Origin of the sequence: Actinomadura monticuli (assembly GCF_041463655.1) — a bacterium.
Lineage (GTDB): Bacteria > Actinomycetota > Actinomycetes > Streptosporangiales > Streptosporangiaceae > Spirillospora > Spirillospora monticuli.
Map to the genome: position 1 here is coordinate 36,371 of NZ_JAXCEI010000025.1, position 25,675 is coordinate 62,045.

Sequence of the window (25,675 nt, forward strand, 5' to 3'; positions counted from 1 at the left end):
TTGCCGGCAGAGACGCCGCCCCTGATAGACAGGGCTTGTGCGCGCGGCTCGGCTGATCTCCATGGTGCTGCTCCTGCAATCGCGGGAGGCGATGACGGCGGGTGAGCTGGCGCGTGAGCTGGAGGTCTCGGAGCGCACGGTGTACCGGGACATGGAGGCGCTGTCGGCGGCCGGGGTCCCGGTCTACGCCGACCAGGGGCGCGGCGGCGGGTACCGGCTCGTCGGCGGGTACCGGACGCGGCTGACCGGGCTCACCCGCGAGGAGGCGGAGGCGCTGTTCCTGTCCGGGCTGCCCGGCCCGGCCGCGGACATGGGGCGCGCCGGAGCGCTGGCCGCGGCCGAGCTGAAGGTCCTCGCGGCGCTGCCCGCCGCGCTGCGGGACGCGCCCGCGCGGGCGAGCCGCCGCTTCCTGCTGGACGCGCCCGGCTGGTTCGGTGAGAGCGGGCCGCCGCCGCCGCTGCGGGACCTGGCCCGCGCGGTGTGGCAGGACGAGACCGTCGAGCTGCGGTACCGCCGCAGGGACGCCGAGGTCACGCGGACGGCGGAGCCGTACGCGCTCGTCCTGAAGAACGGCGTCTGGTACCTGGTCGCGCGCGTCGGGGAGGGCTTCCGCACCTACCGGGTGGACCGGATCGCCGCCGTCCGGCCGGACGGCGGCGTCTTCGACCGGGATGAGGATTTCGACCTCGCCGCGCACTGGCACGAGGGGGCGGCGGACTTCGTGCGCTCGATGCTGCGCGAGGAGGCCACCGTGCGGCTCTCCCCCGCCGGGCTGCGGCTGCTGCGGTACGCGGTCGAGCCGCACGCGGCCCGGCGGGCGGTGCGGGAGGCCGGGGAGCCCGACGAGCGGGGCTGGGTGGTGACCACGCTGCCGGTCGAGTCGGTGGCCGTCGCGGCGTCGGAGCTGATGCGGCTCGGCGCGGAGGCCGAGGTCCTCGCCCCGCCGGAGCTGCGGGCGCGGATGGCGGAGAGCGCCGCGCGGATGGCGGACCTGTACGGCCCGCCGCGCTGAGCGCGCCCGGCGCGTCCGCCGGGGGCACGCCGGCGCCCTAGTCCTGCTTGCGGGCGATCGCCTCGGCGAGCTCCTCCTTGCTCATCTTCGAGCGGCCCTGGACGTCGAGGCCGGCGGCGCGGTCGTAGAGGTCCTTCTTGCTGCTGCGCTCGACGTCCACGCCGCCGAAGCTCTTGCCCTTCCCCTTGCGGGCGTCGGGGTTCTTGGCCCGCGGGTCCGACGGGCCCTTGCGTCCCTTGGGCACCCACCGGTCGCCGCGCTTCTCGAACGTGTGCTTCAGCGCCGAGTACGCGGTGCGGTGAGCGCGCTCGCCCTCGCCGTAGGTCTCGACCGCGGAGTCGTGCGCCTTGGCGAAGGTCCCCTGCGCCTCCGCCGGGGAGCGCTGGATGGTGCCGGGGAGCTCGTCCTTGATCGGCTTGCCGCTCTTGTTCGTCATCGGCATGGCCGTTCCTCCTTTCGCCTCTGGGGAGGCGATAACCGGCCGGCGCCCGCTCAAACCGGCTCCCCGGCGGGGGGTCCTACCGGTAGCCGGCGGTGTCGGCGGGGCGGCCCGCGTCGACGACCTCGTCGAGGTAGCGCCACATGTCGGGGCGGCTCCCGTCGGTGTCGGTGAAGCCGTAGACCTGGGCGAGCCCGCCGCTGGAGAGGGCCCGGCCGTTCCAGCGGGCCCGGTCCGGGTCGGCGGCGAGGGCCGCGACGGCGCGGCCGACGAAGGCGGGCGACTCGGCCATGGCGAAGTGCGGGTCCTTCGCGGCCCCGTCCCGCCAGGTGGCCTCGGTGACGCCGAAGTGCTCCAGCATCGCCTCCGAGCGCAGCCATCCCGGCGTGAGCGCCACCGCGGTCGCGCCGAAGGGTGCGATCTCCTCGGACTGGGCGAGCGCCATCCGGATGACGGCGGTCTTCACGATGTCGTAGAAGTAGCCGCACTCCTTGCGGTACCTGGCGTTGTACTCGGCGGTCCCGTCGGTCATCTCCACGACGAGCCCGCCCGGCTCGCGGATCAGCAGCGGCAGGGCGTGGTGGCTGGTGATGGCGTGGGTGTCGAGGGCCAGCCGGAACATGCGGAGCCCGTCGTCGAGCGACTGCTCCCAGAGCGGCCGCCCGAAGCCGAAGAGGTGGTCCGATCCCCAGATGTCGTTGACGAGGACGTCCAGCCGGCCGCGCTCGCCGTCGATGCGGCGGACGAGCGCGGCGACCTGGCCGGGGTCGAGGTGGTCGACGCGGACGGCGATGCCCTCGCCGCCCGCGGCGGTCACCAGGTCCGCGGTGTCCTCGATCGTCTCGGGACGGCCCATCTCCGATCGCTCGGACCGGGTGGACCGTCCCGTCACGTACACGGTCGCGCCGGCGGCGCCGAGTTCGGCGGCGATGCCGCGGCCCGCGCCGCGAGTGCCGCCCGCCACCAGTGCGGTCTTATCAGTCAGTGCACGGCTCATGGGAACGATGCTGGCACCGAAACCTGACAGCCCGCGTCAGGGTTTCCGTTCCCGCCGCACGGTCGGATGGGTCAGGTGAATATGCTCACGCCGCCGGGGCCGACGAGCAGGCCGACGACGATCAGGACGATGCCCCAGAGCAGGTCGCGCCGGGCGAGGATCACGTAGATTCCGGCGATCACCAGGATCACGGCGATGAGCCACAGGATTGTCATCATGGCACCCGGCGTCCCCCAGCAGAACGCCAAGAAACCGCAATCTCATTACGGATGTCCGAATTATTCATTATGGGCGGGGAAGGGGCGGCCCCCTTCCCCGCCGGGGATAACGGCGGTCACCCGCGTCGCGGAAGCACGGCGCGGTGTGGCCGCGTCCCAGTCTTCCGCCGCGCTCCCCGCCGCGGCATCGGTCTCCAGGACCGGTTCCGCGCGTCCGTCCCTCGTGCTCCGGTACCAGAACCGCTCCGCTTCTGGAACGGTTCAGCCGTGCGAACGGCTCAACCGCAGCGCGTTGGCGACGATCCGGTGCCCGGCGCCGCCCGCCGCGGTGAGGATCGACTCCGGATGGAACTGCACCGCCCAGCGCCGCCGCTCCGGGTCCTCGATCGCCATCACGACGTCCCCGGTCAGCGCCGTCACCTGGAACCCCTTCACCCGGTCCGGCGTGGCGTGCAGCGAGTGGTAGCGGGCGGCCGTGAACTCGTCCGGCAGCCCCTCGAACAGCCCGCCCCCGGTCACCTTCACCCGGCCGGGCTTGCCGTGGGACGGCTCGGGCAGCAGCGCCAGCTCGCCGCCGGCGTGCTCCACCATCGCCTGCAGGCCGAGGCAGACGCCGAACACCGGGAGGCCGCGGGCGTCGAGGGCGTCCAGCAGCGCGCGGGTGTCGAAGTCCTCCGGGCGGCCGGGGCCGGGCGACAGCACGACCAGGTCGGGGGCGTGCTCGTCCAGCATCCGCGCCGGGAAGCCGTGCCGCAGCGTGACCACGGCGGCGCCGTGCTGGCGGAAGTAGTCGGCGAGCGTGTTGACGAACGAGTCCTCGTGGTCGACGAGCAGCACCTTCAGGCCGTCCCCCGGCAGCGCGGGCAGCGGCGCCTCCCGCGTCGCCGCCGTCACGGCGCTCTTCTGGGACGCGGCCAGCGCGCCCAGCAGGGCGCTGGCCTTGAGGTGCGTCTCGCGCTCCTCCTCGTCGGGGTCGGAGTCGTAGAGCAGCGTCGCCCCGGCCCGGACGGTCGCGACCCCGTCGCGGATCTGCGCGGTCCGCAGCGTGAGGCCGGTGTTCATCGAGCCGTCGAAGCCGACGCAGCCGACGGCGCCGCCGTACCAGCGGCGCGGCGAGTCCTCGTGGTCCTCGATGAACTGCATCGCCCACGCCTTCGGCGCTCCGGTGACCGTGACCGCCCACATGTGCGTGAGGAACGCGTCCAGCGCGTCGAAGCCGGGACGCAGCCGGCCCTCGATGTGGTCGACGGTGTGGATCAGCCGGGAGTACAGCTCGATCTGCCGACGGCCGAGGACGCGCACGCTGCCGGGCACGCAGATCCGCGACTTGTCGTTGCGGTCCACGTCGGTGCACATGGTCAGCTCGGACTCGTCCTTCGCCGAGGACAGGATCGTGCGGATCTGCTCGGCGTCCTCCAGCGCGTCGCCGCCGCGCCTGATCGTCCCGGCGATCGGGCACGTCTCGACGCGGTCGCCGGAGACCCGGACGAACATCTCGGGCGACGCGCCGACCAGGTACTCGCCGTCGCCCAGGTTGAACAGGAACTCGTACGGGGCCGGGTTGGTCTCCCGCAGCCGCTCGAAGAAGGCGGCGGGCGAGTCGCACCGCCCGTACATCGCGTGGCCCGGCGTGACCTCGAACAGGTCGCCCCGGACGAACTTCTCCTTGGCGTCCCGCACCATCTGCGCGTACACGCCGGGTACGGGCTGCGCCGGAAGCTCGGCCGCCCGCGCCGGGATCGGCGTCGGCTCCGTGCCGCGCGGCAGCCCGGCGGTGCTCCCCGCGGCGGTCGCGAAGTCGTAGGAGATGCGGTGCGAGGTCTCGCGCTTGCGGTCCACGACGACCATCTCGTCGGCCAGGTGCAGGACGAGGTCGCGCTGCTCGGCCGGCCGCTCCAGCCGCGTCCGCAGCGGCTCGAACTGCAGCGACAGGTCGTAGCCGAACGCCCCGTACAGGCCGAGGTGCGGGTCGTCGCAGCCGAACAGCGCGACGACGGCGCGCAGGGCGGTGAAGACGGTCGGCTGGCGGCTGCGCTCCTCCTCGGCGAAGAACTCCTCCCCCGGCGGGACGAAGACCTCGAACAGGGAGTCCTCGTCCGCCCGGACCTCGCCGGTGCCGCGCAGCACGGCGGCCACGGCGGGCAGCACGACCCGGCCGCGGTCGTTCAGGGCGCGCACCGCCACCGCCCGGCCGCGCGCGACGATCTCCAGGCAGGGGTCGACGTAGGCCATGTGCCAGCGGCTGTAGCGGCCCGGATACTCCATGCCGGAGCTGAGCACGCCGCCGCGCCGCTCGCCCACGGCGGCGACGAGGGTGTTCAGCACATCGGACTTGCGCTCGGAGTCGACCGGGACGGCGGCACGGGTCACCCGTACGCCTCCGGCCGTGACGAACTCGCTGGTCAGCGGCTGCTGTGGGACGGTCTCCACCGCGGTGGCCCCTCTATCGGGCCCCCACCGGACGGCGCACGCGAAAAGACGACCGCCGGTGAGGGCGGTCGCCTGGTCTGAGCATGCACGAACCGGCGCCGCCTCAGCGGCGCCACCACCACCTGAAGGCTGCGGTTCGCATGCGGCGAGGCTACCACGGAGGAAGCCGCCCGCGCGGGGCGAGCCGTGCCGGCCGCCGGGCCGGTGGACCGCATCGCCGTCGACGTCCCGCCGGAGGCGGAGACCGCCGCCCACCGGACCGGCCGGGCACCCCCTGACCGCGCCCTGACGTCCCGTCGGACATGTCCTGACCTGCCCGTCTTCCAGATGGAACGATCCACCCAAGTCGTGCCGTGACCGAGATCACATTGTGATCATCACACGTGTACTCTCGCCCGGCTGCACCACCGGGCACGGCACCCGTCTCGCGATCCGGGCGGGCCGTGCGCGCGACGCACGACGAGGAGGACTCCCCTTGACTCCCGACACTCCCGACATCCCGAACGGGCCGGCTCCGGCGGACCCGCCGCCCGCCGCCCGCTCCGACCGCAGCGCCTGGAACTGGCTGCTGCTCATCCCCGTCGTGGTCCCGCTGCTGACGTTCCTGTTCAACAGCGACGACCCCCGCCTCGCCGGCTTCCCCGCCTTCTACTGGATCCAGCTCGCGTTCATCCCGCTCGGCGTCGGCTGCACGGTCGTCGTCTACCAGCTCACGAAGAAGCGGGGCTGAGCCGTGGCGAGCGACCACATCACCGAGATCGTCATCTTCTCGCTGCTCTTCCTGCTGGTCAGCGGGATGGGCTTCGTCGCCGCCCGGTGGCGGCGGCCCGACACCATGCACAGCCTGGACGAGTGGGGGCTCGGCGGCCGCAGCTTCGGCAGCTGGGTCACCTGGTTCCTGATCGGCGGCGACCTCTACACCGCCTACACCTTCGTCGCCGTCCCGGCGCTGGTGTTCGGCGCGGGCGCCGCGGGCTTCTTCGCCGTCCCGTACACGATCATCGTGTACCCGCTGGTGTTCCTGTTCCTCATCCGGCTCTGGTCGGTGTCGCACGTGCACGGCTTCGTGACCCCGGCCGACTTCGTCCGCGCGCGGTTCGGGTCGCCGACGCTGGCGCTGCTGGTGGCGATCACCGGCATCGTCGCCACGATGCCCTACATCGCGCTGCAGCTCGTCGGCATCGAGGCCGTGCTGAAGGCGATGGGCGTGAACGGCCACTGGCCGCTCATCATCGCGTTCGTGATCCTCGCGGCCTACACCTACCAGTCCGGGCTGCGGGCGCCGGCGCTGATCGCCTTCGTCAAGGACGTGCTGATCTACCTGGTCATCATCGTCGCGGTGCTGTACATCCCGTCCAAGCTCGGCGGCTGGGGCGACATCTTCGACTCGGCGAAGGCCAAGTTCGACGCGACGCCGGCGCCCGGCGACGGCATCACCATCGCCGGCAGCGGCCAGCTGAACTACGCGATGCTCGCGCTCGGCTCGGCGATGGCGCTGTTCCTCTACCCGCACAGCGTCACCGGCGTGCTGGCCAGCAAGAACCGCAACGTGATCAAGCGGAACATGGCGGCGCTGCCCGCCTACAGCTTCGTGCTCGGCCTGATCGCGCTGCTCGGCTACATGGCGATCGCGGCGGGCGTGAAGCCGATCAGCACCGACGGCAAGCCGGACGGCAACACCGCCGTCCCCGTCCTGTTCGACCACATGTTCCCGGACTGGTTCGCGGGCGTCGCGTTCGCCGCCATCGGCATCGGCGCCCTCGTCCCGGCGGCGATCATGTCGATCGCGGCGGCGAACCTGTTCACCCGCAACATCTACAAGGAGTACATCAGGCGGGACGCCACCGAGCGGCAGGAGGCCACGGTCAGCAAGCTGGTCTCGCTGATCGTCAAGGCCGGCGCGGTGGCGTGCATCCTGGCGCTGGACCCGCAGTTCTCCATCGACCTGCAGCTCATCGGCGGCGTCATCATCCTGCAGACGCTCCCGTCGGTGGGGCTCGGCCTGATGACGCGGTGGTTCCACCGCGGCGCCCTCATCGCGGGCTGGGCCGGCGGCATGATCGCCGGCCTGTGGATGGTGTACCAGATCCCGAACCCGGCCAAGGGCAAGGAGCACTTCGGCGGCTCGGCGTACCCGCTGAGCGACCTCGGCTTCGACACGAAGCTGACGATCTACGCCGGGGTGCTGGCGCTCACCGTCAACGTGGTGGTCGCGGTCGTCGGCACGGTCGTCTGCAGGGCGGCCAAGCTGGCCGACGGCGCGGACGCGACCCGCGCCGACGACTACTTCGCCGACCAGGGGGACCCGAAGGTCAAGGAGCTGGACCTCAGCGGCACCACCTGATCCGGTCCGCGAACGGCCCCCGCGGCCCGCGGCGGCGCTCCCCGGGCGTCCGCCGCGGGCCGTTGCCTCGCGCCGGTTCCTCAGCGGACGGGCGGGCCGTCCGGCGTCCCCTGGTCGAAGGCGCCGGACGCGGCGGCCGGGAGCCCGCCGAGGACGAGGTCGACGAGGCCGTCCACGACCGCCTCGCGGGGCACCTCCTCGGCGTGGTCGAGCCACCAGTCGCCGGCGGTCTGCACCATGCCGACGATCGCGTGCCCCCACACGTAGGCGCGGGTGCGGTCCGCCATCTCCCCCTCGGCGATCATCACCTCGGCCAGCTCCCGGCTCACGTCCCGGATCATCGTGCTCATCGCGCTGTGCGTGGCCGTGTCCTCGGCGCTCGCCCGGTGCATCAGGAACCGGTACAGGTTGAGGTTCTTGGAGATCGTCGCCAGGTAGGTGTCGATGGTGGAGCGGGCCCGGTCGCGAACCGGGTCGCCGCGGGAGAACTCGTCCCGGATGCCCTCGATCAGCTTGCGCGTGTGCCGCTCGGCCAGCGCCTGGTAGAGGCCGCTCTTGTCGCCGAAGTGCCGGTAGAGGATCGGCTTGCTGATCCCCGCCTCGGCGGCGATCGCCGCCATGGACGCCTCCGGCCCCTCCCGCTGGATCACCCGGTCGGCGGCCTCCAGCAGGGCACGCCGGCGGCCGGGGTCGCGCCGTGCACCGGGCTTGCCGGCCGCAGTCGTCATGGAGAGCACGCTACCCAGGGTGTTACCCGGTGACAACACCGGCTGGCCTGCACGGAGATCCGCGCAGGCCCGCCGTGTGCGGGGGCGGCCCAGCCGCCCCCACGGCTCCTCCGCACCGCTACCGGGCGAAGGCCTGGAGCTCCGCCGCGCGGACGACGCCCGCCAGCGGGCTCGCGGTGCCGCAGTCGGTCGCGGAGCGCGGGTCCGCGTCCTGCTCACCCGCGTAGGCCGGCGCGCCGGTGCACTGGCTGGAGACCACCTGCAGCCGCAGGTGCGTCGCCGCCGTGTCCCGCACGTCGAACGAGCGCAGGGTGATGTCGGGCGCCGTCGGCCGCGGGCGGTCCGCCGGGAAGGCGTCGTCCGGGCTGGTGTAGACGGCCCGGTACCCGGCGTCCCGCGAGCAGTCGGCGCGGGTGGCGTCGCAGGCCAGCAGCCGGAAGGCGCGCAGCGCCGTGAACCGGTTCTGCGCCGAGTTCGGCCCCTCCGGGTCGCCGGCCGCCGACGGCCGCAGCATCGCGCTCACCTGCACCCGGCCGATCCTGACCGGGCGGTCGCCGGCGAGGTCGACGGTCACCTGGCGCCCCGCGACCGGGGCCTGGACCGACTGCCAGTCGGTCGCCTCGGTCTCGTCCAGCAGCGCCGGACCGGACGCGCCGTCGCCGGCCGCGGTGGCGCCGTTGGCGGCCGCGGCCTCGTTGCGCGCCATCGGCACGGGCAGCGTCCGCCGGGACAAGCCGATCACGGCGGTGAACCGCTTGTGCCCGAAGCCCTCGCCGACGGCGACGAAGGAGTAGCGGCCGGGCGTGATGGCGAAGGCCGCGCCGAGCGGGGTCGCCGGGTCGGTGTCGGCGACGGGGACGGCCCGCGCCTCGTAGTCGCCGACGTAGAGCCGGACCTTGCCGCCCTTGGCGTCCCCGGCCGGCGTGAGCGTCACGTGGGCGTCGGGCGACATCGGGGAGCCGAAGCCCGGCCTCGCGTCGGCGTCGCCGGGGCCGTCGCTCGCCGCGCCCTCCCCCAGCCCGTGCCGGGCGAAGGCCTTCCACATCATGGCGTGGTCCCTGCCGCCGAAGCGGATGGCGTCGGCGGCGAGCAGCGCGTCGCGGTGGTCGACGTAGCTCACCGCCCCGCTCGCCATGAGCAGCAGCGCGTCGTACGACAGCTGCGCCCACCGCCGGCCGCCCGGGCACCGGGCGACGGGCACCCGGCCCTCGGCGCACGCGCGCCGGAGGGAGGCGCCGCCCGCGCCGTACCGCTCGACGAACGCCCGCCGCACGTCGAACTGGGTGGCGGTCCAGATCTCGCCGTCGGCGTGGACCTGCGTGCCGACCAGGTCGTAGCCGAGGTCGCCGTAGTTGAGCGGGCTGCGGCTCATGTCGTAGTTGCGGATCCCGGACCGCGGCTCGCCGGTGACGTAGGCGCCGGTGACGTACGGCGTCCGGCCGGGCGCGCGGAACCCGTACTCGTCGAGGTACTCCATCGCGAACAGGTCGGAGCGCTCATCCATGGGCCGCGTGCCCCGCGGCCCGGAACCGGTTCCCCGGCGGCGCCTCCGGGCCCCGGCGGCGGGTGGCCGCCGTCGGCCACGCCCCGCCTCCCGGCCCGCGCCCGGCCGCCGGAGCGGGCGGCCGGGACGCGGACCGCGGCGGGCGGGAGCGTCAGCGGACGGGCAGGCCCGTGACGGTGCGGCCGATGACGAGGCGCTGGATCTCCGAGGTGCCCTCGAAGATGGTGAAGATCTTGGAGTCGCGGTGCATGCGCTCGACTGGGTACTCGCGGGTGTAGCCGTTGCCGCCGAGGATCTGGATGGCCTCCTCGGTGACGTAGACCGCCATCTCGCTGGCCATCAGCTTGGCCATCGAACCCTCGGCGTTCTCGAAGTCCTTGCCGGTGCGCGCCATCCAGGCGGCGCGCCACACCATGAGGCGGGCGGCGTCCAGGCGGGTCTTCATGTCGGCGAGCTTGAAGGCGACGGCCTGGAAGTCGCCGATCTTGCGGCCGAACTGCTCGCGCTCGCGCGCGTACTCCAGCGCGTAGTCGTAGGCGGCGCGGCCGACGCCGAGCGCCATCGCGCCGACGGACGGGCGGGTCGTCTCGAACGTCTTCAGCGCGGCCTGGCCCTTGGAGCTCTTGCCCTCGCGGGTGCGCGCGATGCGCTCGTCGAACTTCTCCTTGCCGCCGACGATCAGGTGGGACGGAACGCGCACGTTGTCGAGGATCACCTCGGCGGTGTGGGAGGCGCGGATGCCGTGCTTCTTGAACTTCTGCCCCTGCTTCAGGCCCGGGGTGTTCGGCGGGACGATGAAGCTGGCCTGGCCGCGGCTGCCGAGCTCGGGGTGGACCGACGCCACGACCACGTGGACGTCGGCGATGCCGCCGTTGGTCGCCCAGGTCTTGGTGCCGTTCAGCACCCACTCGTCCTTGGCCTCGTCGAACACGGCGCGGGTGCGGATCGAGCCGACGTCGCTGCCCGCGTCGGGCTCGGAGGCGCAGAAGGCGCCGAGCTTGATGTCGTCGGCGCTGCCGAACATCTGCGGCACCCACTCGGCGGTCTGCTCGGGGGTGCCGACTGCGGCGACGGACGCGGCGGCGAGGCCGGTCCCCACGATGGCCAGCGCGATGCCCGCGTCGCCCCAGAACAGCTCCTCGAACGCCACCGGGATGCCGAGGCCGGTCGGCTCCAGCCACTGGGTGGCGAAGAAGTCGAGCGAGTAGATGCCGACCTTGGACGCCTCCTGGATCAGCGGCCAGGGGGTCTCCTCGCGTTCGTCCCACTCCTCGGCAGCCGGGCGGATGACGTCCTTGGCGAACTCGTGCACCCAGTCCCTGACCTCGCGAACGTCCTCACTGGGCTCCAGCGAGAACGGCGCCTGATCCGCGCTCGTCATGATTATTCAACCCTTTCTCCAATATCGCTGTTACCAACGGTAGCACCAATCGGGGTTACCGGGGGTAACACCGTGGGCGCGCTCACAACGGGCACCGGTTCGCGCCGCGGCCGGGGCCGCTACCTGCGGCCGGGCGAGAACGAGCGGGCGGCGGCGTAGCCGGGCACCTCGATCATCGGCGGGCGCTCCCCCACGGCGACGTCGGTCGTCCGGGCGTCATGCCCGTCGGCCGTGCGCCGGAACCTGGTGAGCGCGGTCGACGGCGCCTCCAGCGGCACCATCCGGCCGTGCCGCTCCAGCCGGGACCAGGCGGTCAGCATGATCTGCCCGGACATCGCGCCGAGCGCCTCGGTGGACTGGTGCGCGTGCACCCGCCGGCCGAGGTCCACCTGTGCGATCGCGTCCAGCCCGGCGTCCTGGTAGACGTCCAGCAGCAGGCCGAGCTCCACGCCGTAGCCGGTGACGAACGGCAGCCGCTCCAGCAGCGCGCGCCGGCCCGCGTACTCGCCGCCGAGCGGCTGCATGACGCCGGCGAGCAGCGGCCAGTGCATGTTGATCAGCGGGCGCGCGACCAGCTCGGTCACCCGGCCGCCGCCGCCCTCGACGCGGTGCCCGCCGTCCAGCAGCGGGCGGTCGTAGCAGCCCTTGACATAGCCGACGGACGGGTCGGTCAGCAGCGGGCCGAGCAGCCCGGTGACGTAGGACGAGGCGAACTCGCGCAGGTCGGCGTCCACGAACACGAGCAGGTCGCCGGACGTCGCGTACAGCGACTTCCACAGGGCCTCGCCCTTGCCGGACATGCGGCCGTGCCCGGGCAGGACGGCGTCCTGCGCGACCACCTCGGCGCCCGCGGCGGCGGCGACGGCGGCGGTCCGGTCGGTGGAGCGGGAGTCGACCACGACGATCTCGTCCACGAGCGGGATCCGCTCGACCAGGTCGGTCCGGATGGCCGCGACGATCGCGCCGACCGTGGCCTCCTCGTCCCGCGCGGGCAGCACGACGCTGATCCTGGTGTCGCCCTTGGCGGCGAGCAGGAGCCGCGGCGGCCAGTCCTTCGCCAGGCTCGTCCGGCGGTTCGACCACGACGCGACCTCGGGCAGCACGCGCTCTCCCTCCCCTCTGGGCCGTCCGCACCGGACGTCCCTCATGTACAGGGAACGCCAGATCCTCCCAGATCATTCACCTGTGGGACGGGAGAGCGCGAACCGACCCGAAGAGTTGACGCGGCCGCAACACACCGGTCATTCGGCGGCGTGCCGGTCCAGGAACTCGTAGACGTCGGCGTCGTCCACGCCGGGGAACGCTCCGGGCGGCAGGACGGACAGGACGTGCGAGTGCGCGCGCGCCGACGGCCAGGCCATGCCCTCCCACCGGTCCGACAGCTCCTTCGGGGGGCGCTGGCAGCAGTCGCCGTCCGGGCAGGCCGACTTGACCCGCCGGGTCGTCTCCCGGCCGCGGAACCAGCGCGAGTCCTCGAACCGGACCCCGAGCGTGATCGCGAAGTCGCGCTCGTGGCTCGGGTCGATGTGCGACAGGCACCAGTACGTCCCCTTGGGGGTGTCGGTGTACTGGTAGTAGACGGAGAAGCGGTCCGCGGCGCCGAACACGTGCCGCCCGGCCCACTCGCGGCACATCCGCTGGCCCTCGATGGCGCCGTCCTCGTCCTGGGGGAAGGCCAGGCCGTCGTTGGCGTACGCCTTGTAGATGGTGCCGTTCTCGTCGTTCTTGGTGAAGTGCAGCTGCAGGCCGAGATGGTGGGTCGCCATGTTGGTGAAGCGGTGCGCGGCCATCTCGTAGGAGACGGAGAAGACGTCCGCGAGGTCCTCGACCGACAGCTCGCGCGCCACCTTGGCCTCCTGCAGGAACGGGACGACGCTGCGCTCCGGCATCAGGATCGCCGCCCCGAAGTAGTTGGCCTCGACACGCTGGCGGAGGAAGTCGGCGAAGTCGCGCGGCTGGTCGTGGTCGAGCGCGATGTGCCCGAGGGTCTGCAGCAGGATCGTCCGCGGCGTGTGCATGCCGAGCTGCTCGCGCTCCAGGTAGATCCGCCGGTTGCGCAGGTCGGTGACGGACCGGACGGAGCGCGGCAGGTCCTGGACGTACTGCAGGCTGAACCCGAAGTGGCCGACGAGGGTCATCAGCAGGCCCTGGGACACCGCCCCGCGCCGGTACCCGACGGAGTCGAGGGTCTGGGACGCGACGCGCTCGATGTCGGCGAAGTGGTTCCCGCGCTCGTGCATCTGGCGGCGCAGCTCGGCGTTGGCCTTGCGCGCCTCCTCGGGGCTCGCGGTCGGCTTGGTGCGGCTGCGTTTCAGCTCCCCGTAGAGGGCGAGAATGTGCTCGATGACCTCGTTCGGCATCCGCTTGCCGACCTTGAGGTGCGACAGCCCCAGGGTCCGGTACAGCGGGTCGCGCTGGGCCTCCTCCAGCTGGATCTCCAGCTGGGCGCGGCGGCTCGGCGGCTGGCGGCGCAGCAGTTCTTCCACCGGGCACTCCAGCGCGGCGGCGAGGGCCTGCAGCAGCGACAGCTTGGGCTCGCGGCGCCCGTTCTCCAGCAGGGAGAGCTGGGACGGGGCGCGGCCGACGCGCTCGCCGAGCTCCGACAGCGTCAGGCCCCGGCCGCGGCGCAGGTGCCGGAGGCGCTGCCCGAAGGTGACGAGATCTACGTCACTCGTCAAGTTGAGGGGTTCTTCTTGGCGCAAGGTCGTCACCGCTTCATCATAGCGGAAATTTCGCAGTTCTTTCGTTACTCATGAGTTCATTTAGGGCTTGCGACCGGGGCATAGTCGTTGCAAGCACCCAGGGGACGACACGGAAGGGCTAGACGATGAGCGATAGTCGCCTCAAGGGCGCAGCCGAGGAGCTGCAGCGACAGTGGGAGAGCGACGCCCGCTGGAAGGGCGTCGAGCGGACCTACACGGCCGAGGACGTCGTGAGGATCCGCGGTTCGGTCCAGGAGGAGCACACCCTCGCGCGCCTCGGCGCCGAGCGGCTGTGGAACCTGCTGCACGAGGAGGACTACGTCCACTCCCTCGGCGCGCTGACCGGGCTGCAGGCCGTCCAGCAGGTGAAGGCCGGCCTCAAGGCCATCTACCTGTCCGGCTGGCAGGTCGCGGCGGACGCCAACCTGGCGGGCCAGACCTACCCGGACCAGAGCATCTACCCGGCGAACTCGGTCCCGGCCGTCGTCCGCCGCATCAACAACGCGCTGCTGCGCGCCGACCAGGTCCAGTGGGCCGAGGGTGAGGGCGACACGCACTTCCTCGCCCCGATCGTGGCCGACGCCGAGGCCGGCTTCGGCGGCGTGCTGAACGCCTTCGAGCTGATGAAGGGCATGATCGTCGCGGGCGCCGCGGGCGTGCACTGGGAGGACCAGCTGGCCTCCGAGAAGAAGTGCGGCCACCTCGGCGGCAAGGTCCTCATCCCGACCTCGCAGCACATCAAGACCCTCAACACCGCCCGCCTCGCGGCGGACATCTCCAACGTGCCGTCCCTGATCATCGCGCGGACCGACGCCGAGGCCGCGACCCTGATCACGACGGACGTGGACGAGCGCGACCGCGAGTTCACCACCGGCGAGCGCACCGCCGAGGGCTTCTACCGGGTCCGCAACGGCATCGAGCCCTGCATCGCCCGCGCCAAGGCCTACGCGCCGTACTCCGACCTCATCTGGATGGAGACCGGCACCCCGGACCTGGAGCAGGCCCGCAAGTTCGCCGAGGCCGTCAAGGCCGAGTACCCGGACCAGATGCTGGCCTACAACTGCTCGCCGTCCTTCAACTGGAAGGCGCACCTGGACGACGCGACCATCGCGAAGTTCCAGCGCGAGCTCGGCCACATGGGCTTCAAGTTCCAGTTCATCACCCTGGCCGGCTTCCACGCGCTCAACTACGGCATGTTCGACCTGGCGCACGGCTACGCCCGCGAGGGCATGACCGCCTACGTCGACCTGCAGGAGCGCGAGTTCGCGGCGGCCGAGAAGGGCTTCACCGCGGTCAAGCACCAGCGCGAGGCCGGCACCGGCTACTTCGACATGGTGAGCACGGCGATCGCGCCCGACTCGTCCACCACGGCCCTGAAGGGCTCCACGGAAGAGGGCCAGTTCCACTGATCCGAAGGGGCCGGCCGTGCCGGCCCCACCTTCCCGTCTGATCCCCCTAGGCCCCGAAGGCCCCCGCGTTCCTACACCCGCGGGGGCCTTCCGGTGTCCCGGGGGTCCGTTCCGGCCCGGCCACATGCGGCTACACGCCTCGACAAAGCCCCCCGATCGGCGCATCGTGAGCGCGCTAGTTGATCACTCGCAGAGAGGATCCCTGATGGCGCGTCACCCCCGGTCCGTCCGGTCCCGGGCGATCCCCGGCCGGATGCTCCCGATCGCCGTCGCCGCAGTGAGCGTCGTCGCGTTCGCCCCCGCCGCATCCGCGGACGGCCCCGGTCACGGGCACGGCCACGGGCGCTTCACCCCCGGCGCCCAAGGAGTCGGCGACCCCTACTTCCCGCTGGAGGGCAACGGCGGCTACGACGTCCGGCACTACTCGCTGGACCTGAGCTACGACCCCGACCACGACCAGCTCGACGGCACCGTGACCATCACCGCGCGGGCCACCCAGAACCTGTCGCGGTTCGACCTCGACCTGTCCGGCATGGACGTCGAGCGCGTCTCGGTCGACCGGCAGAGCGCCCGCTACACGCGCAGCGGCCAGGAGCTGATCATCACGCCGCGGCACGGCCTGCCCGAGGGGCGGACCTTCACCACCGTCGTCCGGTACGGCGGCGTCCCGCAGACCATCGTCGGCTCGCCCATCGTGTTCGGCTCCCCGTACGGGTTCCTGCACACCCCGGACGGAGCGTTCGTCGGGGGCGAGCCCAACGGCGCCAGCACCTGGTTCCCGGTGAACGACCACCCGAGCGACAAGGCGACCTACGACTACACCATCACGGTGCCGGAGGGCCTGACGGCCGTCGCCAACGGGCGCCTCACGAACCACCGCTCGGCCACCGCGTCGTTCAGCCGCCGCGACGAGAAGACCCGCGCCGAGGTCTTCAGGTGGCACGAGGACAGCCCGATGGCGAGCTACCTCACCACGATCGACATCGGCGAGTGGGACGTGAGGCAGGGCCGCACCCCCGGCGGCGTCCCCAACTACACGGCCGTCGACCCTGTGCTCCTGGCGAACCAGCCGGACGCGGTGGACTTCTTCTTCGGCACCACCAGCGAGGTCACCGACCTGTGGTCGGAGACGTTCGGCCGCTACCCGTTCGCCAGCACGGGCGCGATCGCCGACGACGCCCAGTTCAACGGCCAGCCGCTCGGGTTCTCGCTGGAGACGCAGAGCAAGCCGGTCTACTCCGCGGTGCGCAGCACCGGGACGATCGTGCACGAGCTGGCGCACCAGTGGTTCGGCGACGCGGTCTCCCCGGCGCAGTGGAAGGACGTCTGGCTGAACGAGAGCTTCGCCACCTGGTCCGCCTGGTACTACACCGAGCTGCACGGCGGCCGGTCCGCCCACGACGCGGCGCGCGCGACGTACGCCGCGCGCCCGTTCCCCGACCGCGAGGGGCGGCCGTTCTGGTCGGTGCTGACGGCCGACCCGCAGCGCGACACGATGTTCAACGACCGCGTCTACAACGGCGGCGGCATGATGCTGCAGTTCCTCCGGGAGAGGATGGGCGACGAGGCGTTCCTCACCCTGCTGCGGACGTGGTACGCCACCCACAAGTACGGCAACGCCCGGACCGGCCAGTTCACCTCGCTCGCGCAGCGGATCGCCGGCCAGGACCTGAGCGCGTTCTTCACCGACTGGCTCTACTCCCCCATCAAGCCCGGCATCCCGCAGGACTGACCGCGGCGACACATCGAACCGGCCCCGGCGCAACCCCGCCGGGGCCGGTTCTGTGGCGTTATACGTGGTGATCAGCCGATCGCCTCCCTAGGCTTTCGGCAAGTGGGCGTCCTTCCATGGGTGTGGTGGTACGGGTTCCGGCGGCACACCGCGTATCCGCTCGGCTCGCTGACCGAGTCCCTGACCAACACCGTGTTCGGGTTCATGCGCGCCTACGTTCTGGTGGCCCTGTGGAACGTCCGGCCGTCCCTCGGCGGGTACGACACCGCCGACGCCGTCACCTTCTGCTTCATCACCCAGGCCCTGATCGGGCCGGTGCAGGTCTTCGGCGGGATGGAGCTCACCGAGCGCATCCGCAACGGCGACGTGGCGATCGACCTGCACCGCCCGGTCGGGCTGCAGGGCTGGTGGCTGGCCGACGACCTCGGACGCGCGGCCGGCTCGCTGCTGCTGCGCGCCGGCCCGCCGCTGCTGGCCGGCGCCCTGGTCTTCCCCTTCCGCGCGCCCGCCCCGGCGAACCTCGCGGCGTTCGCGGTGGCGGGGGTCCTCGCGGTCACGGTGGGCTTCGGGCTGCGGTACCTGGTGGCGCTCGCCATGTTCTGGCTGCACGACGACCGCGGCCTGAACGCCGTCACGCTCGTGATGTCGCTGTTCTTCTCCGGGATGATCCTGCCGCTCGTCGTCTTCCCCGGGCGGCTCGGCGACGTCGCGCGGGCGCTGCCGTGGGCGGCGCAGATCCAGGTGCCGGCGGACGTGTTCCTCGGCCGGCACACCGGCGCCGGGCTCCTCGGCGCGCTGGCCTTCCAGGCGATGTGGGCCGCGCTGCTGCTCGGGGCGGGGGCCCTGCTGACCCGGGCGGCGCGGCGCAGGCTGGTGGTGCACGGTGGCTGACCGCGTACCGGCCGGCCCGGCGCGCATGTACGGCGTGCTCGCGTGGGCGTGGATCCGGGCGGCGGCGCAGTACCCGGTGTCGATGGCGCTGCTGGCCCTGGCGACGGCGCTCGTCACCGGGCTGGACGTCGCCGCGATCCTGCTGCTGTTCGCGCACGCCCCGCGCATCGCCGGGTTCACCGCGCCCGAGGTGCTGTTCCTGTACGGGACCTCCGCGCTGGCGTTCGGGATCTCCGACATCGTGCTCGGCACCACCGAGCGGCTCGGGTACCACGTGCGGCAGGGGACGCTGGACACGATGCTGGTGCGGCCGGTGAGCCCGCTCGTGCAGATCGCGACGGAGGAGTTCTCGCCCCGCCGGTTCGGCAAGCTCGTCCCGGCCGTGCTCGTCCTGGCGTACGCGCTGACCAGGGTGGACGTCGCGTGGACGGCGGGCCGGGCCGCGATGGTCCCGGTCATGGTGGCGGCCGGAACCGCGATCTTCGGCGGGCTCTGGGTGCTGACGGGCGCGGTGCAGTTCGTGCTGGTCGACAGCCACGGGGCGAGCAAGTCGGTGACCTACGGCGGCGGGTTCCTCACCCAGTACCCGATGACCATGTTCGCCCGCGACTTCGTGCGCGGGGTGACGTTCGTCGTGCCGCTGGCGTTCGTCAACTGGCAGCCCGCGCTGTACGTCCTGGACCGTCCCGACCCGCTCGGGCTTCCGGAGGCCGCGCGGTTCGCGTCCCCGGCGGTCGCCGTGCTGGTGTGCGCGGCGGGCGCGCTCGCGTGGCGGACGGGCCTGCGGCACTACCGATCGACAGGGAGCTGATGCCGGTGCCGATGATCGAGGCCGCGGACGTCGTCAAGTCGTTCACCGTCCGGACGCGCTCGGGCGGCCCGCGGCGGACCCGGACGGCCGTCCGCGCGGTGGACGGCGTGTCGTTCACCGTCGAGCCGGGCGAGTTCGTCGGGTACCTCGGGCCGAACGGGGCCGGGAAGTCCACGACGATCAAGATGCTGACCGGGATCCTCACCGCGTCGTCCGGCACGCTGCGGGTCTGCGGGCTGGATCCGTCGCGGCGGCGCACGTCCCTCGCGCGCCGGATCGGCGTGGTGTTCGGCCAGCGGACGACGCTCTGGTGGGACCTGCCGCTGCGCGACAGCCTCGCGCTCGTCCGGCGGCTCTACCGGGTCGAGGCGGCGGCGCACCGGGCGCGGCTCGCGGAGCTGACCGCGCTGCTGGAGCTGGAGCCGTTCCTGGACACCCCGGTCCGCCAGCTCAGCCTCGGCCAGCGGATGCGCGGGGACCTCGCCGCCGCGCTGCTGCACGACCCGGAGCTGCTCGTCCTGGACGAGCCGACGATCGGCCTGGACGTGGTCAGCAAGGCGACCGTCCGCGACTTCCTGGCACGCGTCAACGCCGAGCGCGGCACGACGGTCCTGCTGACCACGCACGACCTCGGCGACATCGAGCGGCTCTGCCGCCGCGTCATGATCATCGACCGCGGGCGGCTCGCCTACGACGGCGGGCTGGACGCGCTGCGCCGCACCGTGGACGCCGACCGGCTGCTGGTCGTCGAGCTGGCCCGGCCGGGCCCGCCGGTCATCGTGGACGGGATCGAGGCCGAGCGGGTGGAGGGGCCGCGGCAGTGGCTGCGGCTGCCGCGCGCGGCGAACGCGGCGGCGGTCATCGCCGCGCTAGCGCGCGACCACGAGGTCCGCGACATCGCGCTGCGGGAGGCGGGGATCGAGGAGGTCCTCGCCGGGCTCTACCGCGGCGACCACGCGTACCGGTGCTCCGGGCGCCCGGTGGCGCCGTAGCGGAGCGTCCACCACGACCCGGCCCGCCTGGGCGAGCGCGGCCAGGTAGCGCCGGGCGGTGGCGCGGGAGATGCCGACGTCGTCGGCGCGGACCGCGCCGTCCAGCGCGGCCTGCGACAGCTCGTTCCCGTCCGGCCCGCCCGGCCCCGCGCGTCAGCGCATCCGCCGGTCGGCGTGCCGGCCGTCGCGCTCCATGGCGGAGTAGAAGTCCATGTCGGCGGCGTCGTCGCGGTTGGAGCTCCAGCGGCGCGGCGCCCACGCCGGCATCAGCAGGGCGAGCCCCATCATCGCGTACAGGCCGGAGCCCAGCAGCATGCGGATCCCGGCGTCCATGTCGCCGGCCGGCGGCACCTCTCCGGGCAGGTCGAGGACGCGGCCGGGGTCGACCAGGAACCAGGCGGTGAAGCCGAGCAGCGTCAGCGCGGGCAGCAGCGAGACCAGCGGCGAGGCCCACCGCGCGAGGATGACCACGCCCATCACCAGCCCGACCGCGGCGAGCAGGGCGAACGCGCCGTAGATGCGGGTGCGGTCGGTGATCTCCTGACCCGCGCCGTCGAAGGACTGGCCGGCCTGGGCGTAGCCCCAGGCCGCGCCGTACACCAGCGCCGGTGTCAGCAGGACTCCGAGGACGAAGCCGATCGCATGGCGCACCGCGCATCACATCCTTCGAACGCGCCCGCCACTGGACGCGCAGGTTCCGGGTAGCGCCCCAATCAGAGCATGCGAATCGGGTATAGCGCAGTAAATCTGCACTAATGACCTTGTTCAGCGATCTTCATGGAGCCGTCCTGGCGAGCCGTGTGAACTTCGGGGGCGGGTGCCGCGTCGTACACTTGCAAGATCGTTTAAGGGCGACGCGCCCGGCCGCTCCCGGTCCCCCGCCGGCAGGGCGCAACCGCGGCGGGCGCGCACGCGTACAGAGAACGCGCGGAGGACGCGCGGATGACAAGGGGGACCGGATGGTCCAGACACTGGACCGCGAGACCGTCTCGCACGGCGGAGACCGGCGGGACGGAACCCGGGCGACACGGCTGGCGGACGGATTCACCGACGCGATCGTCGTGGCGTTCGCCGTCTGGACCGTGATCTACCACATCGGCCTGCTGATCCGGCCGCCCACCGCCGCGCTGCTGGCGGCCTGGCCGCTGGGCGCGGGCGCGCTGGCGGCGCTGTACGCGGCGAGGCGCGGCCGGTGGTCGCGCCCGGCGCAGGAGAGCCCGCCGGCGCCGCGTCCCGCTCCGCGTGCCCTGGCCGCGGTCGCGATCGCGGCCGGCGCCACGGCGGGGACGTGCGCGGGCCTGCACGGCTCGGGCCTGCCGTGGTGGTCCGCGTGGGCGCCGGGGATCGTGAGCGCCGCCGCGTCCGCCGCCTGGATCCTGCGCCGGGCGGGAGCGCGGTCACCGGGAGGCGGAGCCGGACCCGCGCCCGGGGTGCCGGACGGCGGCCCGGACGAGACCCGCTGGGGAACGCCGCTGGCGCTGCTCACCGGCGCCGGATTCGCGACCGCCTCGCTGTTCATCGTGAACTCCGACGGCGACGACGCCTACTTCGTCTCGCGCTCGGTGGCCACGGCCGCGACCGGGGAGATCCCGATGCGGGACGTCATCTTCACGCCCGGGGCGGCGGACCCGATCGCGGGCGAGCCGCCGGTGTCCTCCATCGAGGTCCTCGCCGGAGCCGTCGCCCGGCTGCTCGGCGTCCCCGCGGCGTCGTTCGTCTGGTACGTCCTCCTGCCCGCGGCCACCTTCCTGGCGGTCTGGGCGCTGTGGCGGCTCGTCCGGGCCTGGGCGCCCCGCCGCGCCACCCTCTGCTTCGCCGTCGCGGCGGTCTACCTGCTGTGGACGGGGACGAGCGCGGCGTCGTTCGGCTCCTTCCACCTCCTGCGCATGTGGCAGGGCAAGGCCGTGATGGTGTCGGTGCTGGTCCCGCTGCTCTTCGTCTACCTGACCCGGTGGGCCGAGCGCCGGACCCGCGCGGACCTCGCGCTGCTCGCCGCCGCCGGGGTGGCCGCGGCCGGGCTCACCTCGTCCGCCGCGCTCGTCGTGCCGCTGGTGGCGGGCGCCGCGGCCGCCGCGCTCGCCGCCGCGGGACGCTTCCGGGCCGCCGCGGGCGCGTGCGCGGCGATGGCGTACCCGGTCGCGTGCGGTCTGGCGGTGATGCTGTTCCACCACGACACGAGCGTGGCCGGGACGATCCACGACGCGCCCGGCAGCTGGCGGTGGGTGCTGCTGCGATCGACGCTGGGCGTGCTCGCGGGCTGCGCGCTGTGGCTCGCGCCCTGGACGGCGCGCCGGGGCGTGCCCGCGCTGCTCGCCACGGGCGTGGGCGCGTCGCTGACCGTGCTGCTCCTGCCCGGCGTCCTGGAGGCGGCCGCGCGCCTGACGGGCGCCGGCCCCGTCCTCTGGCGGACGATGTGGCTCGTGCCCGCGCCGGCCCTGATCGGCCTGCTCGCGGCGGTGCGGATCCCCGCGCGGCGGCGGTCCGGGCCGCTGTCCGTCCTCGGGGCCGCCGTCCCGGCCGCGGCCCTCGTCACGGCGTGCGTGGCCGGCGGAACCCCCGTGTGGTCGAACGAGAACGGGTCGATCGTCGCGTCCCGCCCGGCGTGGAAGGTCTCGGCGGAGGCCGTCGGGACGGCCCGGAACGTGGTGGGGCTCGCGGGGCCGGACACCCTGGTCCTGATGCCGACCGGCTACATGCGGATCGTGCCGCTGCTGACCGCCCGGACGCAGGCGGTGAACGCGAACGGCCACTACCTGCACCTGCTGCCCGTCCCCGAGCAGGCGATCGACGACCGGCAGGCGCTCACCGACGCCGTCCGCTGGCTGTACGGCGACAAGCCGGAGCAGGGCGCCGTGACGGCCGCGCTGCGGCGCACCGGCGTGGACGTGGCGTGCGCGTGGCACCGCGACCAGCGGGGACTGGCGCTGCTGCGGAACGCCGGGTTCGGCGGCGACCGGCGGATCGGGCGGCTGCTCTGCCTCGTCCCGCCGGGGGGCGGCTCCGGCTCCCCCCGCACCGGGTCCGGCGGCTGACCATTTCATGGTGGTTCGTTTTAGACGCCATTGACCGGGCATCGGCGTCTCATTCGATCCGACGCACGCTGGAGGAGACAATGTCGACCGCGATATGGGTCGTCATCGCAGTAGTGGTCCTCGCCGCCCTCGCCGCGGCCGCGCACCTGGTGCGGACCAGGTCCCGGACGCGGCGGCTCAGGCAGCGCTTCGGCCCCGAGTACGACCGGGCCGTGCGCAGCGAGGGGGGCCGCGCGGCCGCGGAGCGCGAGCTGCGCTCCCGCGAGCAGCGCCACGAGGAGCTGGAGCTGCGGGACCTCGACCCCCGCAAGCGCGACCAGTACCACGAGCAGTGGGTCCGCGTTCAGGAGCGGTTCGTCGACACCCCGGAGGCGGCGGTCGAGCAGGCCGACGGCCTCGTCACGGTGGTGATGGGCGAGCGCGGCTACCCGACCCACGGGTTCGAGGAGAAGGTCGCCCACCTGTCGGTGGAGCACGGTCGCACGATGGAGCACTACCGGCGCGCCCACGACATCAGCGCCCGGGCCGCGTCCAAGCAGGCGTCCACCGAGGACCTGCGGCAGGCCATGGTGCACTACCGCGCCCTGTTCGAGGAGCTGCTGGCCGCGCCCGGCGGGCGGGCGGCCGGCCGCCACGCCGCGGACGAGCACCCCCGCGGGGCCCACGCCGGCCGGCACGCGCCCGCCGATGGAACCCGGCACGCCGATGAGGCGCGGCACGCCAGTGAGGCGCGGCACGCCGATGAGGCGCCGCCGGCCGCGACGGCCACCGGCCCGGCGGCCGGGCGCCGCGACGACGAGACCCCGAGGAGCTGACCCCCATGGAGCACAGGCGACACGGCGAGCGGGTTCCCGGTCCCGGCGGGGGCGGCGACACGCACGTCGCCGGTCCCGGACCGAAACCCCCCGCGCTGGACGCGCCGGACCCCGCCCCGGACACGGCGCCCGACCCGATGCCGGCGGCGGACTCGACGCCGAAGACCGACTCGATGCCCAAGACCGGCCCGATGCCCAAGACCGAGCCGATGCCGGCGACCGGCCCGGTGGCCGCGCCGGCCCCGGAGCGCGGGCGCGCCGGCCGGGACGGGACCGGCGCCGGATTCCCGTCCCCCGCGCCCAAGGGGGCCCCGGCTCTGGCCGCGGTCCCGGAGAGGCTGTTCGACCCGGCCGAGACCGAGCGGTTCCGCGAGCGCTGGCGCGAGGTGCAGTCCGCGTTCGTCGACGACCCCGGCGACTCGGTGCGCAAGGCCGACGAGCTGGCCTCCGAGGCCGTCGACGCCCTCGGGCAGGCGATCGCCGCGCAGCGGCGGACCCTGTCGGACGCGCTGGAGGGCGACGGGCAGGCCGACACCGAGCGGCTCCGGCTGGCGCTGCGCGGCTACCGCGACCTCCTGGACCGCATCTACTCCTCCTGACGGCCGGGCCCGGCTGAGAGGGCCCCGCTCGGAAGGCATGGACGCCCCCGCATCATCACGGGGGCGTCCTTCTTGCGTCAGCCGTTGAGGAACCGGTAGACGGCCTCGCGCCCCTGCGTGCCGCGTTCGCGGTTCTGGATGGAGTGCGAGGCGCCCTTGACCACGACGAGCCTGCCGCGCGGCGCGTAGCGGAGCTCCTCCCGCGCCCATTCGAGCGGCGTGGACAGGTCGCGGTCCCCGTTCAGGAGCAGCACCGGCACGGAGATCTTCGTCCGGCGCGGCTCGGCGGTGTGCCGCGACCAGGGCCAGCGCAGGCACCCCTGGATGAACGCGTTGCCCACGGCGGTGCCGGCGGTGAAAGGCCAGGTGGCGCGGGCCGGGAGTCGCCTGCGCGTCCGCTCCAGGGCGGCGGCGCGCCGGGCGACGGGGGTCTCGGACGTCCCCCAGGGGAAGTGGCCGTCCGCGCAGATGGTGGCGATGTGCAGGCCGGAGCTGTACTGGGTGACGTCGTCGCCGCCGGAGTTCAGGATCTGGAGCAGCCGGTCGAGCCGCGCCGGGTCCCCGTGGCGGGCCTCGTGGAGGGCCGCCACCGCGTCGCCCCAGCCGTTCGGCAGCGCGCCGTCGTCCCGGTAGGTCGGGTCGAGGAACTCGTAGGTCACGAGCATGTCCCAGATGAGGACGGCGTCCCGGCGGTGCCGGGCCAGCCAGGCCAGGTCGGCCGCCGGGTCGAACCCGCAGGCGGGCGCCGCCGTGCAGGCGTCCCGCAGGACGCGCGCGGTGGCGCGCAGGCCCGTGAGGTAGAGCATCTCGTCGCGCTGCGGGTCGACGTGCGGCAGCACCGAGTCGAGCACGAGCCTGCCGACGTGCTGGGGGTACCGGACGGCGTAGCTCGCACCGGTCATGGTGCCGTAGGAGACGCCGTCCACGGTCATCTTCCGGACGCCGAGGGCCCGCCGCAGCAGGTCGAGGTCGCCGACGGTCTGCTCGGTGGTGAAGTAGTGCCGCCGGTCGCCGAGGACGCCGGCGCACTCGTCGACCGCCTCGGGCGCGGCCGGCTCGATGTCGCTGCTCCCCACCTCCGCCTGCAGCCTCGGGCAGTCGATCGCGCCGGCCGCGCCGGTGCCGCGCTGGTCGATCATGACGAAGCGGTAGTTCGCGGTCAGCTCCGGCAACCGCGCGGAGATGCCGTCGATGTACGGGACGCCGGGCTGGCCCGGCCCGCCGGTCAGGAACAGCAGGACGCCCTTGGGCGCGCCGGCGTTGTCCGCCGTCGCCACCTGGAGCCTCAGGACGCCCTTGGCGGGCTGCCGGTGGTCGAGCGGGACGGTCAGGAAGGAGCAGGTGAAACCGGGCTTGCCCGCGCACGGACGGGAGTCGGCCAGGTGCGGCTCGGACGGCCGGGACGGGGGCGCCGCGGGGGCCGCGGCCGCCGTCGCCCCGCCGGACGCGGCGAGGGTCAGCGTGAGCGCCAACACCGGGATGAGACGTGGTCGCATGTGGTGATCATCACTCCGATCGGGGGCGCGGGCGGGGATCTCGCCGGATCCGGCCACCGGCGCGGCACCCGGGGCCCCGGGCGAGAGCCCTCGTCAAGACGGGTGCGAGGGTGAATACTGAATCTCGTTCGGTAAACCCCCTG

At 73.3% G+C, this 25,675-nt stretch carries 22 protein-coding genes; 11 read left to right on the top strand and 11 right to left on the bottom strand.

What is annotated here, in order from left to right; translation table 11 throughout:
* Window positions 1-37 precede the first annotated feature (37 nt).
* A complete protein-coding gene (locus tag SM611_RS35060) occupies window positions 38-1,012 on the top strand; it encodes a helix-turn-helix transcriptional regulator (protein WP_371954670.1) in 975 nt (324 codons plus the stop codon).
* A 37-nt stretch (window positions 1,013-1,049) separates the two neighbouring features.
* Here the strand turns inward: SM611_RS35060 and SM611_RS35065 are convergent, their stop codons facing one another.
* From SM611_RS35065 to SM611_RS35080, 4 genes are all read right to left on the bottom strand, one after another.
* Window positions 1,050-1,454 carry a ChaB family protein gene (locus tag SM611_RS35065; protein WP_371954671.1) on the bottom strand — a complete coding sequence of 135 codons (405 nt, stop codon included), beginning with the start codon at window positions 1,452-1,454 and terminating at the stop codon, window positions 1,050-1,052.
* A gap of 76 nt (window positions 1,455-1,530) precedes the next feature.
* Window positions 1,531-2,448, bottom strand: coding sequence for an SDR family oxidoreductase (locus tag SM611_RS35070; RefSeq protein WP_371954672.1), 918 nt, complete (start codon window positions 2,446-2,448; stop codon window positions 1,531-1,533).
* Window positions 2,449-2,519: 71 nt separating this feature from the next.
* A complete protein-coding gene (locus SM611_RS35075) occupies window positions 2,520-2,666 on the bottom strand; it encodes a GPGG-motif small membrane protein (protein ID WP_165959128.1) in 147 nt (48 codons plus the stop codon).
* Between the two features lie 261 nt (window positions 2,667-2,927).
* Window positions 2,928-5,096 (bottom strand): anthranilate synthase component I, encoded by a 2,169-nt coding sequence (locus SM611_RS35080; RefSeq protein WP_371954674.1) that lies wholly within the window; start codon window positions 5,094-5,096, stop codon window positions 2,928-2,930.
* A gap of 475 nt (window positions 5,097-5,571) precedes the next feature.
* On the opposite strand from SM611_RS35080, the gene SM611_RS35085 reads away from it, so the two are divergent.
* Together SM611_RS35085 and mctP are read left to right on the top strand one after the other, a co-directional pair.
* A complete protein-coding gene (locus tag SM611_RS35085; protein WP_371954675.1) occupies window positions 5,572-5,826 on the top strand; it encodes a DUF3311 domain-containing protein in 255 nt (84 codons plus the stop codon).
* A 3-nt stretch (window positions 5,827-5,829) separates the two neighbouring features.
* Complete coding sequence (gene mctP / locus SM611_RS35090; protein WP_371954677.1) at window positions 5,830-7,440, top strand: monocarboxylate uptake permease MctP; 1,611 nt, start codon at window positions 5,830-5,832, stop codon at window positions 7,438-7,440.
* Window positions 7,441-7,520: 80 nt separating this feature from the next.
* Here mctP and SM611_RS35095 read toward each other — a convergent pair whose 3' ends face one another.
* The 5 genes from SM611_RS35095 to SM611_RS35115 all read right to left on the bottom strand — a co-directional run bounded on the left by SM611_RS35095 (window position 7,521) and on the right by SM611_RS35115 (window position 13,731).
* A complete protein-coding gene (locus SM611_RS35095; RefSeq protein ID WP_371954679.1) occupies window positions 7,521-8,168 on the bottom strand; it encodes a TetR family transcriptional regulator in 648 nt (215 codons plus the stop codon).
* Between the two features lie 118 nt (window positions 8,169-8,286).
* Entirely contained in the window at window positions 8,287-9,672 is a 1,386-nt protein-coding gene (locus SM611_RS35100) for a M36 family metallopeptidase (RefSeq protein ID WP_371954680.1), read from the bottom strand.
* A gap of 151 nt (window positions 9,673-9,823) precedes the next feature.
* Window positions 9,824-11,053 carry an acyl-CoA dehydrogenase family protein gene (locus SM611_RS35105; protein WP_371954681.1) on the bottom strand — a complete coding sequence of 410 codons (1,230 nt, stop codon included), beginning with the start codon at window positions 11,051-11,053 and terminating at the stop codon, window positions 9,824-9,826.
* 119 nt (window positions 11,054-11,172) lie between these two features.
* Window positions 11,173-12,156, bottom strand: a complete 984-nt coding sequence (locus SM611_RS35110; RefSeq protein WP_371954683.1) for a glucosyl-3-phosphoglycerate synthase — start codon at window positions 12,154-12,156, stop codon at window positions 11,173-11,175.
* A 138-nt stretch (window positions 12,157-12,294) separates the two neighbouring features.
* Window positions 12,295-13,731, bottom strand: a complete 1,437-nt coding sequence (locus SM611_RS35115) for a helix-turn-helix domain-containing protein (protein ID WP_371954685.1) — start codon at window positions 13,729-13,731, stop codon at window positions 12,295-12,297.
* 149 nt (window positions 13,732-13,880) lie between these two features.
* Between SM611_RS35115 and aceA the strand changes: the two genes are divergently transcribed.
* The 5 genes from aceA (at window position 13,881) to SM611_RS35140 (ending at window position 19,590) form a co-directional block, all read left to right on the top strand.
* Window positions 13,881-15,164 carry an isocitrate lyase gene (aceA, locus tag SM611_RS35120; RefSeq protein ID WP_371954687.1) on the top strand — a complete coding sequence of 428 codons (1,284 nt, stop codon included), beginning with the start codon at window positions 13,881-13,883 and terminating at the stop codon, window positions 15,162-15,164.
* A 205-nt stretch (window positions 15,165-15,369) separates the two neighbouring features.
* A complete protein-coding gene (locus SM611_RS35125) occupies window positions 15,370-16,896 on the top strand; it encodes a M1 family metallopeptidase (protein WP_371954689.1) in 1,527 nt (508 codons plus the stop codon).
* Window positions 16,897-16,998: 102 nt separating this feature from the next.
* Window positions 16,999-17,787, top strand: a complete 789-nt coding sequence (locus SM611_RS35130) for an ABC transporter permease (RefSeq protein ID WP_371954691.1) — start codon at window positions 16,999-17,001, stop codon at window positions 17,785-17,787.
* A 25-nt stretch (window positions 17,788-17,812) separates the two neighbouring features.
* Window positions 17,813-18,598 carry an ABC transporter permease gene (locus SM611_RS35135; RefSeq protein ID WP_371954716.1) on the top strand — a complete coding sequence of 262 codons (786 nt, stop codon included), beginning with the start codon at window positions 17,813-17,815 and terminating at the stop codon, window positions 18,596-18,598.
* Complete coding sequence (locus tag SM611_RS35140; RefSeq protein ID WP_371954693.1) at window positions 18,598-19,590, top strand: ABC transporter ATP-binding protein; 993 nt, start codon at window positions 18,598-18,600, stop codon at window positions 19,588-19,590. The genes SM611_RS35135 and SM611_RS35140 overlap by 1 nt, the downstream gene beginning before the upstream one ends.
* Window positions 19,591-19,743: 153 nt before the next feature.
* On the opposite strand, the gene SM611_RS35145 is transcribed toward SM611_RS35140, so the two are convergent.
* On the bottom strand, window positions 19,744-20,241 hold the full coding sequence (locus tag SM611_RS35145; RefSeq protein WP_371954695.1) for a hypothetical protein: 498 nt from the start codon (window positions 20,239-20,241) through the stop codon (window positions 19,744-19,746).
* Between the two features lie 308 nt (window positions 20,242-20,549).
* On the opposite strand from SM611_RS35145, the gene SM611_RS35150 reads away from it, so the two are divergent.
* The 3 genes from SM611_RS35150 (at window position 20,550) to SM611_RS35160 (ending at window position 24,036) form a co-directional block, all read left to right on the top strand.
* Window positions 20,550-22,622 (top strand): DUF6077 domain-containing protein, encoded by a 2,073-nt coding sequence (locus tag SM611_RS35150; RefSeq protein ID WP_371954697.1) that lies wholly within the window; start codon window positions 20,550-20,552, stop codon window positions 22,620-22,622.
* An 80-nt stretch (window positions 22,623-22,702) separates the two neighbouring features.
* Complete coding sequence (locus tag SM611_RS35155) at window positions 22,703-23,437, top strand: hypothetical protein (protein ID WP_371954699.1); 735 nt, start codon at window positions 22,703-22,705, stop codon at window positions 23,435-23,437.
* 5 nt (window positions 23,438-23,442) lie between these two features.
* Window positions 23,443-24,036 carry a hypothetical protein gene (locus SM611_RS35160; protein WP_371954701.1) on the top strand — a complete coding sequence of 198 codons (594 nt, stop codon included), beginning with the start codon at window positions 23,443-23,445 and terminating at the stop codon, window positions 24,034-24,036.
* Between the two features lie 77 nt (window positions 24,037-24,113).
* Here the strand turns inward: SM611_RS35160 and SM611_RS35165 are convergent, their stop codons facing one another.
* Entirely contained in the window at window positions 24,114-25,532 is a 1,419-nt protein-coding gene (locus SM611_RS35165) for an alpha/beta fold hydrolase (protein WP_371954702.1), read from the bottom strand.
* Window positions 25,533-25,675 lie beyond the last annotated feature (143 nt).